This is a genomic window from Sinorhizobium sp. 7-81, from assembly GCF_030124405.1.
Lineage (GTDB): Bacteria > Pseudomonadota > Alphaproteobacteria > Rhizobiales > Rhizobiaceae > Sinorhizobium > Sinorhizobium psoraleae.
Map to the genome: position 1 here is coordinate 144,707 of NZ_JASKLT010000008.1, position 13,833 is coordinate 158,539.

12 protein-coding genes and 1 tRNA gene are annotated in these 13,833 nt (G+C 61.4%); 7 read left to right on the forward strand and 6 right to left on the reverse strand.

Features of this window, described 5'->3' with window-relative positions; all coding sequences use genetic code 11:
• The first annotated feature begins 48 nt into the window (after positions 1-48).
• The 6 genes from mnmA to QN224_RS23815 all read left to right on the forward strand — a co-directional run bounded on the left by mnmA (position 49) and on the right by QN224_RS23815 (position 6,314).
• Positions 49-1,245, forward strand: coding sequence for a tRNA 2-thiouridine(34) synthase MnmA (gene mnmA, locus QN224_RS23790; protein WP_283978696.1), 1,197 nt, complete (start codon positions 49-51; stop codon positions 1,243-1,245).
• A gap of 134 nt (positions 1,246-1,379) precedes the next feature.
• Positions 1,380-1,456: transfer RNA gene (locus QN224_RS23795), tRNA-Met, on the forward strand.
• A gap of 548 nt (positions 1,457-2,004) precedes the next feature.
• Complete coding sequence (locus tag QN224_RS23800; RefSeq protein WP_283978621.1) at positions 2,005-3,036, forward strand: acyltransferase; 1,032 nt, start codon at positions 2,005-2,007, stop codon at positions 3,034-3,036.
• 541 nt (positions 3,037-3,577) lie between these two features.
• Positions 3,578-4,681 (forward strand): serine kinase, encoded by a 1,104-nt coding sequence (locus QN224_RS23805; protein ID WP_283978622.1) that lies wholly within the window; start codon positions 3,578-3,580, stop codon positions 4,679-4,681.
• Positions 4,668-5,759 carry a nucleotidyltransferase family protein gene (locus QN224_RS23810; protein ID WP_283978623.1) on the forward strand — a complete coding sequence of 364 codons (1,092 nt, stop codon included), beginning with the start codon at positions 4,668-4,670 and terminating at the stop codon, positions 5,757-5,759. Before QN224_RS23805 ends, QN224_RS23810 begins: the two co-directional genes overlap by 14 nt.
• 246 nt (positions 5,760-6,005) lie before the next feature.
• Complete coding sequence (locus QN224_RS23815) at positions 6,006-6,314, forward strand: hypothetical protein (protein ID WP_283978624.1); 309 nt, start codon at positions 6,006-6,008, stop codon at positions 6,312-6,314.
• A gap of 292 nt (positions 6,315-6,606) precedes the next feature.
• Here QN224_RS23815 and QN224_RS23820 read toward each other — a convergent pair whose 3' ends face one another.
• The 6 genes from QN224_RS23820 to hutF all read right to left on the reverse strand — a co-directional run bounded on the left by QN224_RS23820 (position 6,607) and on the right by hutF (position 12,940).
• Positions 6,607-7,191 carry a HutD family protein gene (locus QN224_RS23820; protein ID WP_269281680.1) on the reverse strand — a complete coding sequence of 195 codons (585 nt, stop codon included), beginning with the start codon at positions 7,189-7,191 and terminating at the stop codon, positions 6,607-6,609.
• Positions 7,188-8,675 (reverse strand): histidine ammonia-lyase, encoded by a 1,488-nt coding sequence (gene hutH, locus QN224_RS23825; RefSeq protein ID WP_283978625.1) that lies wholly within the window; start codon positions 8,673-8,675, stop codon positions 7,188-7,190. The genes QN224_RS23820 and hutH overlap by 4 nt, the downstream gene beginning before the upstream one ends.
• Positions 8,668-9,495 (reverse strand): betaine/proline/choline family ABC transporter ATP-binding protein, encoded by an 828-nt coding sequence (locus QN224_RS23830; protein ID WP_283978626.1) that lies wholly within the window; start codon positions 9,493-9,495, stop codon positions 8,668-8,670. Before QN224_RS23830 ends, hutH begins: the two co-directional genes overlap by 8 nt.
• Complete coding sequence (locus QN224_RS23835; protein WP_283978627.1) at positions 9,488-10,345, reverse strand: proline/glycine betaine ABC transporter permease; 858 nt, start codon at positions 10,343-10,345, stop codon at positions 9,488-9,490. The genes QN224_RS23830 and QN224_RS23835 overlap by 8 nt, the downstream gene beginning before the upstream one ends.
• Before the next feature lie 149 nt (positions 10,346-10,494).
• The gene (locus tag QN224_RS23840; protein ID WP_283978628.1) at positions 10,495-11,529 is read right to left on the reverse strand and encodes an ABC transporter substrate-binding protein; all 1,035 of its coding nucleotides are present in this window, start codon (positions 11,527-11,529) and stop codon (positions 10,495-10,497) included.
• 34 nt (positions 11,530-11,563) lie between these two features.
• A complete protein-coding gene (hutF, locus tag QN224_RS23845; protein ID WP_283978629.1) occupies positions 11,564-12,940 on the reverse strand; it encodes a formimidoylglutamate deiminase in 1,377 nt (458 codons plus the stop codon).
• 136 nt (positions 12,941-13,076) lie between these two features.
• Here hutF and hutC point away from each other — a divergent pair, with 136 nt between their 5' ends.
• A complete protein-coding gene (hutC, locus tag QN224_RS23850; protein ID WP_283978630.1) occupies positions 13,077-13,820 on the forward strand; it encodes a histidine utilization repressor in 744 nt (247 codons plus the stop codon).
• The last annotated feature ends 13 nt before the right edge of the window (positions 13,821-13,833 follow it).

Here is a 13,833-nt window from a genome sequence, read left to right on the forward strand (position 1 = left end):
GGCGGCGCAGGCGATCGACGCGTGCCCCGCAATGCCGGATTGGATCCCGTGAACAGTCTCGATTTTGACCGCAAGCCCGAAGATACGCGCGTCGTCGTCGCCATGTCCGGTGGCGTCGATTCCTCCGTTGTGGCGGGCCTGCTCAAACGCGGGGGCTATGACGTGCTCGGCATCACGCTGCAGCTCTACGACCATGGCGCGGCCGTGCACCGCGCCGGCTCCTGTTGCGCCGGCCAGGACATCGACGATGCGCGGCGCGTCTGCGAGACGCTCGGCATTCCGCATTATGTGCTCGATTATGAAGCGCGCTTCCGCGAAACGGTGATCAATCCCTTCGCCGAAAGCTATATCGCGGGCGAGACGCCGATCCCTTGCGTTGCCTGCAACCAGACGGTCAAGTTCGCCGATCTGCTTGCGACCGCCAAGGAGCTCGGCGCGGATGCGCTCGCCACCGGCCATTACATCCGCTCCCGGCCGAGCCCGAAGCCGCGCTATGCCGGGCAGCGGGCGCTCTACCGGCCGACGGACGCCGAGCGAGACCAGAGCTATTTCCTGTTCGCGACAACGCAGGAACAGATCGACTATCTGCGCTTTCCCCTCGGTGGGCTTTCCAAGACCGAAACGCGTGCTCTGGCCGAAGACATGGGCCTGATCGTCGCCAAGAAGGCCGACAGTCAGGACATCTGTTTCGTGCCGCAGGGCAAATACAGCGACATCGTTTCGAAGCTGAAGCCGAATGCGGCTCTCGCCGGCGAGATCGTCCATCTCGACGGGCGCGTGCTCGGCAGCCACGACGGCATCCTGCACTATACGATCGGCCAGCGGCGCGGCATCGGGGTCGCCACCGGCGAGCCGCTTTACGTCGTCTATATCGACGCCCGCTCGCGCCGTGTCATCGTCGGCCCGAAGGAGGCGCTGGAGACGCGCCGTGTCTATCTGCGCGACGTCAACTGGCTGGGCGACGAGGAGCTTGCGCAGGCTGCTGCCCGCGGCTTCGACTGCTTCGCCAAGGTGCGCTCCACCCGCCAGCCGGCGCCGGCGGTCCTGAGAAACGACGCAGAAGGTCTCTACGTCGAGCTTGCCGAAGGGGAGGCCGGCGTTGCACCTGGCCAGGCCTGCGCACTCTATTCCGGCACCGGCGAAGACGCGCGCGTCTATGGCGGCGGTTTCATCCGCAAATCCGAACGCGAGCCCGGCGCGGAAGCGGCGCTCAAGGCGCTTTTGCAGGCACCGGCGGCGGCTTGAGCAGGTGCGATCAGGAACGTCGGGAAAAGTTCACATTTTCCCGCAGACTTTGCTTGACACTAGCCGGAACAGCACCTTATAAGCCGCCCGTCCAGCCGAGACGGGCTTCCTCGGGGAAGCTTCACGGTGCCGGCGGCGGAGTAGCTCAGTAGGTTAGAGCAGAGGAATCATAATCCTTGTGTCGGGGGTTCGAATCCCTCCTCCGCTACCATTCTAAGCCTTGTCCAGCCCGGAGACATAGGTAACAGAACGTACCTAAGAGATGTGTAGCTCTCTGTAGCTTCCCGTGAATGTCCGGAATTTTGACAGGAAAAGTGAAATTTTCCGGCATCTTGTCGAAATCCACTCCAGAACGCACCGTTTTCGAAGCGGTCTCAAACCCGCTTTGAAGAAGCCTCATCGCCTGCATGTCGCTTCCCGCCTTTGATTACTTCGGCTCGCCAAACTGAGCCCTACCGGGACCCACGTATCGTCTTCAGCTAGTGCGTGTTCGGCAGCCACATCCTCCAACTCACACCAGTGTTGACCATCTCGGTCGCCCGACCAGCGGCAGCCTCAGCATGGCTCGTCAAAGTAGCCTTCGTCATCGCTGCAGGGCTTCTCGATCACCCCATTGCCCCATCTCCCCATCTCCTCATCTCCTCTTCCACCACGTCCTCGTGCAGGCGTTCGTGGCACTCGGTGCAAACTGCTCTCGTAAGGTTGCAGTTGATATTCCCCGCAACCATGGCAAGCTAATCGCCATGGTTGAGGTGAAACATGATCTGGTCATTACAAGTTCTGCGTCTTGTCGCCGCGCTCATGGTCGTCTACCTGCATGCGGCGCTGACAGCTTTTCAGGCGACAGGCTCCAGCGGCGTTCTCCCGCCTGAAATTCAGATCGCTGGCACGGCCGGCGTCGATATTTTCTTCGTCATCTCAGGCGTCATCATCACGCGCACCGGACGCAATCTCACATGGCAGCAATTCGCCTGGAAGCGGCTTCGCCGGATCGTGCCGATCTATTATCTGGCATCTATCCCGGCAGCCTTCGTCGCGGCCAAGGCGGGCTTTGGCTGGCGCGAAGTGGTGACGACAATCACCCTTTGGCCGGCTCTCGACGTGATGACCGCGCCTATCCTCCCTGTGGCATGGACCCTCTGTTTTGAGATGCTGTTCTACGGCGCGGCGACGCTTGTGCTGTTTGATCGGCGGTTCCTGCCGCTCCTGCTGGGGCTCTTTGCCATCTCTTGTGCATTCAGGTCGGCAGGGCCGGTGTTTCAGTTCATCGGCAACCCGATCATTATCGAATTCCTGATCGGGGTTGCCCTTGCCTTCGCGCCACCGTTCCGCGCGGCCTTGTGGGGCATCCCGCTTGGTGCCACCGCCATCCTGATTGCCGGCCCACTAGGCATCACTCCGTTTGGCGACACTATTGATTTCCTTCTTGGCAAAGAGGCGTTCCAGCGCGTCCTCGTGTATGGCGTCCCCGCCGGCCTGATCGTCTACGGCACGATGCAAGTCCGCGCCGAGCGGAGCATTTGGACCTATCTCGGCGACGGCTCCTATACGCTCTATCTCTTCCACACCTTTCCGATTTCTCTTTTTCTGACGCTCTGGAACGCCTTCCCGTTGGCGCCGGACATCATCATCCTGTTGGAGTTATTGCCGCAGTGCTATTTTCATGGCGGGTTTATGAGCGCGTCGAGAGGCCCCTGTTGGAGGCGATTAGGAGGCCGCGAATTGGCACAATCGGCGCCTTTGATGATCAGTTCCCGCACCGCCTTTCCTTGCCCCCGACCGACGGAGTAGGTCAGTTCGGCCTCAAGAAAGGCGAACCCCGCGAACGTCTGCCGGATCGCCGAAACGTCGTTGATCGATAGCATGAAGTGCCCCGGAAGCGGCTTCAAGTGCCCGGCCATGATCTTGTCCAAAGAGCGCCTTGCCGTGGTCGCGCTCGCAGCCGAAATACAGGCCTAAGACGTTTGCCCGCGGCGTGCGGGACTAAGGTCCTATGGATTGAAGGTGATGACACCCTAGCTCCATGGAATTCGCCGCGGTGAAGCAACCACAAGAACCTAATTATTTCAGAAAAGCTTTAGGGCGGGTCCCCTGCCGCAACGGTACGGGGTCCCGCTTGTGTGGTCGAAAGCGAGGTAAGCAAGGTCGACAACTGCCCTATCGGATCATGCTCACTCAACAGTCGTCTTCATCGACGGTAGCAGCCATCAAGGTCTTCAGGCATCCTACGTTATCGGGCTGGACTGTTTTCCGGCTAGCAGGAACGCGGATTTTAGATCAGAAGTAAGTGCAGCAGTTGCATGTTTCCGACCAGCGTACAAAGGGGGTTGGAATGAAGTTCCGCGTTTCTGACCGCGCAGAGTTTTTCCTGATTGGGAACCGCAAAACGATTTTCGTCGAATCGTTGCAACGGATTTTTGAACTTGACGACCTAACGGCGTATCTGACCTGCAATCTCGCCGAAGCCATGTCGTTTCAACAACTGGTATCCGACCTTGCGGCGCGTGGCGTCAACCGGAGTTCCGCCGGTGCATTCGTGAGAAAATATCTCCTTTCCTGGTCCCGTCAGGGATTGCTGGACATTGTGCTTGACGAGAGCGACGGACCGCCTGTTGGCACACATGTGCTTGATCTCGCCGCGACTGCCGCATCGGTGGCATATTACGATCAAGGTGCCGTCGATCTGCTTCGGCCCGTTTTCGATCATCTGGCGGTGAAGGGCATCGAGGCCCCTTTTTGCTACAATGTGGCAAGGTTCGGCGACCGGCTGTGCATCAGCAGGAACGGCTCTCCGGGGATGATCGTCACTGGCGCCGAGGCGGCGCCAGCATTGAAGAGCTTTCTCACCGAAGACGTCTTGGCGGCGGTCGGCACCGACATTGCGCTTCACGCGGCGCTTCTGGTGAAGAAATCGCGGGGCCTTCTGATCTGCGGCGCGCCAGGAGCGGGAAAGACGACACTTGCTATGGCGCTCGTTGACGCGGGCTTTGATTGCGGCGGCGACGATATTGCATTGATGGACGGCCGGGGTCTGGTGCGCGGGGTGCCCTTTGCGCTCGCGCTCAAGTCCGGTTCGTGGGGTCTCCTTGAGGGGTCTCGCGATGCGATCATGTCCTGCCCGGTGCACCGCCGCCTCGACAACAAAAGTGTCCGGTATGTCGCGCCGGTTCGGCAGGCGCCGCGCGAGCGTGTTCCGCTGCACACGATCGTGCTCATCCGCCGCCGAAAAAAGGGGCCGGCGGTGGTTTCGGCAGTAGAGCCGGTGCAGGCTCTGTCTGAACTGGTCGCAGGCGCGTTTACTCCCGCGCGACGGCTGGACATGACCCAATTCCAGAGCTTGCTGAATGTCGTTTCCGGCGCTCGCGTGGCGGAGCTTGCTTTTTCACGGCTCGATGAAGCCGTTGCGATCCTGGACCGGTATCATGAAGCGGAGTAGCTACAGGGATCTTCTCGCTCTTGCTTCCTGCCTTGATGGCCGCCTTCCCGACGAGATAGACTGGGACGCCGTCATAGACCTGGCGAACAAGACCATGACGATCCCGTCGCTTGCCGTGGCGGTGGCCAGATTTGCGCGCCAGGACGATATCCCCGAGGAGGTTCGGACCTATCTTGCGGCGATTTACCAGAGAAATTCACAGCGCAATTCACGGCTGAATTCCCAGCTGGAAGAAGCGGTAAGCCGTTTGAACGACATTGGCATCGAACCGGTTGCCATGAAGGGCGCCGCAATTCTAGTGGCGCAGAGACAGGACGAGATCGGTGCGCGGATGCTTACCGATCTGGATATTTTCGTTCGACCCGCCGAGATGGCCAGGGCGATTGCAGCACTGCAAAGTGTTGGCTATGAAACCCGCGAAGACGCCGGTGTGGGCTCCTGGCCCGGAAATCCAAAGTTCCGTCTACCTGTCGTACTCGCTCGCCCCGCTGATGCCGGCAGCATCGACCTCCATTGCCGCCTGAAGGGTCCAGCCTCCTTCAGCGACATCGAATGGCTGTACCGCAACGGCAACCGGATGGCACTCGCCGGAGGCCACGTCTACATCCCTTCGCCGTTCGCCCAGGTGGTCTATCTGATGCTGCACGATCAATTTCAGGATGGAGACTACTGGCGAGGTTTGGTCGACCTGCGCCATCTTCTCGACATAGCAAACATTGCGCGTTCCACAGGTGAGATACAATGGGAGGTGTTGAGGTCGCTGTTTTCAGCGGGATATGAAAGAAATGCAATCGACACACAGATTCTGACGATAAGTGCATTGTTCAATATCGGGAGTACTCCCGCGGCGTTGTTCGGCAAGGCCGCGCATTTCCAACTTTGGCGGCGAAAAATCCAGATAGAACGACAATATCTCCGCGCGTCGTTTACGCTTCTGACGCTTCTGACGGAACTGTTGCATTATCCATCCTGGGATCGCTTTGGAGGCGAGCCCCATTCTTCCCGGCGGCAGGAAACGAAGCGAAAGCTTCGCGAGTTGCGTCGTATTTTTCGCCCGATAGCCCCGGGCAAGGCGTAAAACCCGCGCAAAAATCGCCAGTGTGTCGTGAATGTTTCGAACAGGACGGCGCGAGGCGCCATTCTCACCGACTTTTCGGCATAATGCTTTAGAGTTAAACGACCCTATTTTTTGCTGTTTATTTAACCAAGAAGAATCATCGCTGCGTAGTCCTGCTCCGTCAAAGTAACGAGATAATTCCCGCTATCAATTTCTTTGGTCTTACAGTACGCTAGGTCGGTTATCCGACGCGAACAGGAGGCATTCATGAGTTCTCAGATGCCAGACGGGCTGCCGTCACGCAGTGAAGAAGACCGGCGCGAGTTTTTGAAAAGCTGCGGCCGCTTCGCAGTGGTGACGCCGCCGGCGGTGACGATGTTGCTGTCGACGAGCCTTACGTCGAATGCAATCGCCAAATCGGGTGGAGGCGGCAGCAAAGATCACGGCAATAACGGTTGGGGTAACGGCCCGGACAGCACAAATCCTGGCAGTTCTCACGGCGATGGTGTCTCCCAGGGTGGACGCGGCGGAGGGCAATCGCAGAGCGGTTCCAAATCCGCGAGCATAGGACGCTAGAGCAGTTCAGGCTTTTCCGTCCGGGATTGCGATCTTATCGCAGCGAGAGCGCACGCCGTAGACGCGAAGGCGGATTTTGAGCCGGGGGGATCGGGCGGAGGGCTCTCTTGCCGCAACCGCATTTGGATGGCGGGCGGCGGCAATAAAGAAAATGCGTCCTCTCGGACGCACAAAAGTTCCCAACAAATTTCTGAGCTGTTTTGTGGCGCGGTGAGCCTATGAACTCCGGCGCAGGGCCTTGCCGGGCCCGTCGACGTCCTTGCGGTAGATCACGGTGCCGGAAGGCATTTCCTCAGGCCGCGCCGCCGGGCATCATCTCGACAAGGAAAAGCCCCGACGCGATGTCGGCCGACAGCGTGAGAGGAGGCGGCTGGACGAGGATCGCCGCATCCAGTGCATGGAGCGTCGCGGTCACCCCTTCCGCCGCCAGTGTGACGCTTCCGCGGTGGCAGAAGACGATGAGCTCTCGCGCATGGGATTCGAGCGACTGCGAGCCCTCGACGTGAAGCCGCCGCACGCGGTGTTTCAGCGCGCTGCGTCGCGTCATGACGTTGAGGTCGATAACCGGGCCGTCGCGAAGCGCAGCCGATGTCGGCGCATCGGCGGGGAAGGACAGCGGCGCATCGGCGACCGTCAGCAGTTTCGGCTGTCGCCCTTCGATCGCGAGTGTCATGCCGGCACCTTCGAGGATCGAGAGCGTGCGGTCGATGCCGGGGAAGGTGGAAAAAGAACCATCGCTCGCCACCGTCGCCATGCTGATGCGCCAGTCGAAATCGGAAAGCGACGCGCGCTCCGGGGAGACGGCGATTTCCACAGTCTCGCCGCCGCCGTTCTTCCACGGCATGCGCCTATATTCGTTCGAACGCAGGATCTTCATGGCGTAGCTCCTTGCATCAGATTGCGCATCCGATCGACGTCCTCATTCATAGGCCGGTCGTCGGCATAGGTCGAGATCGTTTCGCGGATGCAGCCATAGAGGGAGGCCGTCCGTGTCGCCTTGGCTCGGGATCGTGGTTGCAGATCATAGGCCTGGGCGGCCGCGAGCAACTCGATCGCCAGAATTTGCTCGAGATTGTCGAGGATCGAGAGCGCCTTCCAGGCTGCGGGCGTTGCGTGGGTGAGAATGTCCTCCTGAAGCGCAGAAGTAATGCCGCCATCGAGGCTTGCCGGTGCCGCCAGGCGGCGGTTTTCTGCCGCGAGCGCCGCGGCGGTGTATTGCGCTATCATGTAGCCCGAAGAAACGCCGCTGTCGCCCGCGAGAAAGGCAGGCAGACCACTGACGAGCGGGTTCACCAGCCGGTCGATGCGGCGCTCCGAAATCGCTGCGAGCTCCGCCGCCGCGATCGCGAGACTGTCCATGGCGAGACCGAGGGCGGCACCGACGGCGTGCGCCTGGGAATGCACCTCCGGTGCTTCCGGCGTGCCGGAAACCGCCGGATTATCGGTAACGCTCGAAAGCTCCCGGTTCACCACCTCGGCGACGTGATCGAAGGTGTCACGCGCGGCGCCATGGACATGGGGTATGGCGCGCAGGCTCAATGGGTCCTGGGTGCGGGTGCCGGCTGTTTCGGCAAGCATCGGGCTTTGTGCCAGCCAGTCACGCAATGTCGCGCCGACCGCCTGGAGGCCGCGCGATTTCCGCAGCGCCAGCGGCCCCTCGGCGAATGCATTCGCCTGACTGCCCAGGTTTTCGTAAGTCATCGCAGAGGCCGCATCCGCCCAGTCGAGAAGCCGCTCCATACGGGCAAGGGCCAAGGCAGCCTGGCCTGTGGCGCAAGGTGTGCCGTTGACGAGACTGAGGCCTTCTTTCGCCTCGAGCCGCAACGGTTCAAGCCCGATGCGGGCAAGGGCGTCGGCGCCGCTCAGCCGGTCTTTGCCATGCACGGCCGCACCTCGTCCGATCAGGACGAGACCGATGGCGGCGGCATGGGTGAGATAGCCGACCGAGCCACGCGACGGGATCAGCGGAATGATGTCGGCATCGAGAAGTGCAAGCAGAGCCTCGACGGTTTCCATCCGGACGCCGGAGAAGCCGTGGGCGAAGTTGGCAATCTGCGCCGCCATCACGGCGCGCGCCTCGGCGTTCCCGAGCGGCTCGCCCACGCCGCAGGCATGGCTGAGAATGATGTTGCGCGACAGGGCTCGCTGGTTCTCGCGGCTGATCACGACGTCACAGAGCGCACCGACACCGGTGTTGATGCCGTAGCCGCGGATGCCACGCTCGACCAGAGCATCAACGATCCGTCGCGCTTCGACGATCCGCGTGCGGGCGGCATCGGACAAGGCGAGGCGCGCTCCCCCGGCGACAGCAGCAATCTCTCGCCAGGTGAGGGGGCCGTCGATCGTGATCGTCTCAGTCATGGGATTCGGGTCTTCCCTGCCGACGCTGAACAAAGCGCGCGACATAGTCGTTAGCCGGATTGCCCAGAATATCATCCGGCGTCCCGACCTGCACGACCTGACCGTCCTTGAGGATCGCGATTTCCGAGCCGATGCGCAACGCTTCATCGAGATCATGGGTGATGAAGACGATGGTTTTCGAGAGATTTTGCTGCAATTGCAGGAGCTGGTCCTGCATGTCGGCGCGGATCAGCGGATCAAGTGCGCTGAAGGCCTCGTCCATCAGGATCACGTCGGTATCGGCGGCAAGCGCTCGTGCGAGCCCGACGCGCTGCTTCATCCCGCCGGAAAGCTGATGCGGGAATTTAGCGTCGTAGCCGGCAAGTCCGACCGTATCGATCCATTTCATGCCGATGCCGCGGGCGTCCGCCTTCGATACGCCGCGCACACGTTGGCCGTAGACGACATTCTGCAGCACGGTACGGTGCGGCATCAGGGCGAAACTCTGAAACACCATGCTGACGCGGCGCATACGAAACGCCCGCAGCGTCTTGGCATCCAGATCGAGGATGTTGCTTCCGTCGAAGACGACCTCGCCGCTCGTCGGCTCGATCAGTCGGTTGATGTGGCGCACCAGCGTCGACTTGCCGGAGCCGGAAAGCCCCATGATGACGAAGATCTTGCCGGCGCCGATCTTGAGGCTGACATTGTTGAGGCCGACGCTGCAGCCGGAGCGGGCGAGAATATCGGCCTTGTCCAGGCCGTCCTTGGCCATGGCGAGCGCCGTCTTCGCGTCGTGCCCGAAGATCTTGTAGACATTGCGGATTTCGATATCAGCCATTGCGGGCGTCCTCCGTCCGGGCCTTGCCGAAGCCCTGCGTAATGCGGTCGAGCACGATCGCCAGGATGACGATGCCGATGCCAGCCTCCAGGCCCTTGCCGACGTCGAGGGTTTGGATGCCGTTCAGCACCTGCTCGCCGAGACCGCGTGCACCGATCATCGAGGCCACCACCACCATCGAAAGCGCCATCATGATCGTCTGGTTGAGACCCGCCATGATGGTCGGTGTCGCAAGCGGCAGCTCGACCCCGAAAAGGATCTGCGTCGGGCTACCGCCGAAGGCGGTCGCTGCCTCGATAACCTCCGTGTCGACCTGGCGGATGCCGAGATCGGTGAGGCGGATCAGCGGCGGGACGGCATAGATGATCGTAGCGAGAATGGCCGGCACCTTGCCGAGACCGAAAAGCATCAGTGCCGGAATGAGATAGACGAAGCTCGGCATCGTCTGCATGACATCGAGCACGGGCAGCGTGATGTTGCGGACGACCCGGCTCTTGGCGACAAGAATACCCATCGGCACGCCGATCACCACCGAGACGATCGTTGCCATCAGCATCAGCGCCAGCGTCTGCATGGTCAGATCCCAGAGGCCGAGCACGCCGACGGCAAGAAGCAGGGCGCCAACTGCGACGGTCAGCGACCAGCGACGCGAACTCTGCCAGGCGAGTGCCATGAAGGCGAGAATGACGAGCCACCAGGGCAGGCCGCGCAGGATCCATTCGATGAACAGCACGGCTTTCAGGATGACGCCGCTGATCGCCTTGAAGACCCAGCCATAATTTGTGACGAGCGCTTGGATGAAGTCATTCACAGGCGCCCGGATGGAGAGATTGAGAGAGTCCGGAAACATCTGATGTCGTTCCTTGTTCAGGCACCTTGGCGGTCTTCACCGCAAACCTGCCTGCTCTGCGGAAACAGCTTTTAAGCCATGGCTGCCACGCCCCCGTCCCGCGCTGAAGGCGGAAGAGGCGTGGCGGGCACGGTTCGGCAAAACTGTCGTTACTTCAGGCTTGCTTCGATCTTGCCGCGCGCCTCGTCGGAGACCCACTTGCCCCAGACGTCGCCCTTGGTCTTCAGGAACTCGGTAGCGGCGGCCGTGGCGTCGACCTTGTTGTCGGCCATGTAGGCGAGGCTGCCGTTGACGTCCTCAAGCGGGAAGGTCGCCTTTTCGAGGATCGCGACGATTTCCGGCGCTTCCGCAGCGAAGGTACTGTTCACGCCGTAGGCAACGTCGACCGAGGGAAAGGCGCAGCCTTCATCACGCTTGCCGTTGGCGCTGCTCAATTCCTTCCAGCAGGCTTCGTTGTAGGCCGGCTCTTCAAGCTGGACGAGCTTGAACTTGCCCATGATCGCGGTGGGAGACCAGTAATAGAAGAGGATCGGCTCACCCTGCAAATAGGCCGAGGTGATTGCCGAATCGAGCGCCGTGCCGGTGCCGGGGCGGAAGTTCACATAGGTTTCGCCGAGTTTGTAAGCTTCGAGCTTGGCGGAGCTTACGCCTTCGCAGGTCCAGCCGGATGGGCAATTCAGGAAACGGCCCTTCGACGGCTCTTCCGGATCCGCAAAGATCTCGGCGATCTTCGGGTCGGAAAGCTGCGAGACACTCTTCAAGTCCGGTGCCTTCGCCTCGATATTGCGCGAGGGGTCACCGTGAACCACATAGTCCGGCACGAACCAGCCTTCGCTGGCGCCGACGAAGGTCTTGCCGACGGCGACGACCTTCTTTTCCTCGACGGCCTTGTTCCACACGTCCGAGCGGCCGAGCCATTCTTCGGCGAAGATCTGGACGTCGTTGTTGGCGGTCGCCTGTTCCAGCGTCACCGAGTTGCCGGGGATGGAGTCCACCTGGCAGTCGTAACCCTTGGCAAGAATCGTCTTCATGACTTCGGTGATGAAGGCGCCGCTCTCCCAGTCTATGCCGGCAAAGGTCACGGTCTTGCCGTCGCTGCAATAGGAGGCGCTGGCGCTGCCGGCGGAGGCCGCAAGCATCAGGCCGGCGGCGGCGAGGGTGAGTTTCATTGTGCTGATCGACATGCGCATTCCCCTTTTTTGATCGTCGCTTCGATGACTATTTCAGTTTCGTCAGAACCCGCGCGAAGGCGCGGTCGATGTCTTCCTCCCGATCATGGCGTCCATTGCGGATCTTCCATTGGCCGGCGACCATGACGCCGCGGACCGTTTCGCCGCCGAGTGCAAAGAGCCAGCGGTCGAGAATCTGGTTGCCGCTTGCCGCGGCGATGTAGGGGTTGTCGCCGTCGAGGACGACGAGGTCCGCAGGCGCGCCTGCCTTGATGCCGGTCAAATCGACACCGGCCGCTTGCGCGCCGCCGGCAAGCACCGCCTCGAAGATCGAGCGACCGACGGACGCGCCTGGACCAGCGGCAAGCCGGTTGCGCCGGCGGTCGCGCAGCCTTTGGCCGTATTCGAGAAGCCGCAGTTCTTCGGCAACGCTCGTTGCGACGTGGCTATCGGTGCCGATGCCGACGCGGCCATGCTCGGCGATGAAATCGACCGCGGGAAAGATGCCATCGCCGAGATTGGCCTCGGTCGCGGGGCAAAGGCCGGCAACCGCTCCCGAAGCAGCCAGCCGCTTCGTTTCCTCAGCCGTCATGTGCGTCGCATGGATGGCGCACCAGCGCGCGTCGACCGGCATCTCGTCAAGCAGCCATTCGACCGGCCGCCTGCCGCTCCAGGCAAGGCAGTCGTCGACTTCGCGCGTCTGCTCGGCCACATGAATGTGGATCGGTCCTGAGACTGGAGCCGCCCCAAGAATTGTCCGCATTTCGTCCGGCGTCGCAGCACGCAACGAATGAATGGCAAAGCCGAGCCTGGCGCCGGCCTTCGAGCAGGCGGGAACGAGGCGATCGAGAAGGGCGAGAAAGCAATCCGGATCATGCAGGAACGGACGCTGACCGGGATTGGGCGCCATGCCGCCGAAATTGGCGTGGGCATAGAAGACGGGCAGATGGGTCAGGCCGACGCCCGTCGCCTCAGCCGCACTCAATATCCGAAGCGACATTTCGGCCGGATCGGCATAAGGGGTACCGTCTGCCTGGTGATGAAGATAATGAAACTCGACCACGCGGCCGAAGCCACCCTTCAGCATCTCCACGTAAAGCTTGGCGGCGATCGCCTCGACGTCATCAGGGTCGACGAGGCCGACAGTGCGGTACATTTTCTCGCGCCAGGTCCAGAAGCTATCGTCTCCCGTGCCCGCCACTTCCGCAAGACCAGCCATGGCGCGCTGGAACGCATGGGAATGAAGGTTGGTGATCGCTGGAACGACAGGTCCGGAAAGCCGCTCGTCACCTTCCGCAGGCGCTTGGCCGGTCACAACGGACGCGATGCCGCCGTTGCCGTCAAGAATAATTGCCACGTTTTCGGCCCAGCCGGTTGGAAGAAGAGCGCGCTCCGCGAAGAGCCGGGGGACGGGAAAAGTTGGCATGTGCGTTTTTCCTGTACGTGGTTGTATATGGAACTATAGATATTTTATGGTGGCGCGCAAGGCTAAAATGGACGAAAAGAATCATCGATTGCCGGGAGGAGCCGCAGCCTTGATCGGCATAAGATGGGAGTAGACAATGACGCCACCGGGGCGGACGAGCGACATGTCGACCTTCGCGGAAGGGCCCGTGCCGCGCTATGAGGCGGTAAAGCAGTTCATTCGCAGCCGGATCGAGAGCGGCGAATGGCCCGCCAATCACCGGATACCGTCGGAAAACGATATCGTCGCGGATCTCGGCGTCAGCCGGATGACGGCGAACAGAGCGTTGCGGGAGCTTGCGAGCGAAGGCGCAATCACTCGGGTTCAGGGCGTCGGTTCGTTCGTTGCTGCGCATAAGGGCAGCACGGCGCTCCTCGAGGTCCGCAACATCGCGGACGAGATCCGCGAGCGCGGCCATCGGCACACCTCCCGGCTGAATCTGTTGCAGGAGGAGCCGACAGGCCCGGAGATCGGCCATGCGCTCGGGCTTCCGACGGGAGCCAGGGTGTTCCATTCGATCATGGTCCATTGCGAGAACGAGGTGCCGATCCAGATCGAGGATCGGTTCGTCAACCCGGCGATCTGCCCTGACTACATGGCGCAGGATTTCCGGACCATGACCCCGAACGCCTATCTGACGTTGGTGGCGCCGATCACCCGCACTGAACAGATCGTGGAGGCCGTGTCGCCCAAGCCGTGGGAATGCAAGCTTCTCGCGATCGGCCGCAACGAACCGTGCCTGATGATCCGCCGACGGACCTGGTCGGAAACGGCGAGCGTGACGACCGCGCGGCTGCTTTATCCAGGCACGCGCTATCGCCTTGAAGGCGCCTCGCAGTGAGGCGGTTCCGCGA

Excerpts from the sequence above, each read along its gene's own strand:
- QN224_RS23835 (WP_283978627.1), bottom strand. The coding sequence starts at position 10,345 with ATGTTTCCGGACTCTCTCAATCTCTCCATCCGGGCGCCTGTGAATGAC.
- QN224_RS23805 (WP_283978622.1), top strand. The coding sequence starts at position 3,578 with ATGAAGTTCCGCGTTTCTGACCGCGCAGAGTTTTTCCTGATTGGGAAC.
- QN224_RS23830 (WP_283978626.1), bottom strand. The coding sequence starts at position 9,495 with ATGGCTGATATCGAAATCCGCAATGTCTACAAGATCTTCGGGCACGAC.
- QN224_RS23815 (WP_283978624.1), top strand. The coding sequence starts at position 6,006 with ATGAGTTCTCAGATGCCAGACGGGCTGCCGTCACGCAGTGAAGAAGAC.
- hutH (WP_283978625.1), bottom strand. The coding sequence starts at position 8,675 with ATGACTGAGACGATCACGATCGACGGCCCCCTCACCTGGCGAGAGATT.
- QN224_RS23820 (WP_269281680.1), bottom strand. The coding sequence starts at position 7,191 with ATGAAGATCCTGCGTTCGAACGAATATAGGCGCATGCCGTGGAAGAAC.
- QN224_RS23810 (WP_283978623.1), top strand. The coding sequence starts at position 4,668 with ATGAAGCGGAGTAGCTACAGGGATCTTCTCGCTCTTGCTTCCTGCCTT.
- hutC (WP_283978630.1), top strand. The coding sequence starts at position 13,077 with ATGACGCCACCGGGGCGGACGAGCGACATGTCGACCTTCGCGGAAGGG.
- hutF (WP_283978629.1), bottom strand. The coding sequence starts at position 12,940 with ATGCCAACTTTTCCCGTCCCCCGGCTCTTCGCGGAGCGCGCTCTTCTT.
- QN224_RS23800 (WP_283978621.1), top strand. The coding sequence starts at position 2,005 with ATGATCTGGTCATTACAAGTTCTGCGTCTTGTCGCCGCGCTCATGGTC.
- QN224_RS23840 (WP_283978628.1), bottom strand. The coding sequence starts at position 11,529 with ATGTCGATCAGCACAATGAAACTCACCCTCGCCGCCGCCGGCCTGATG.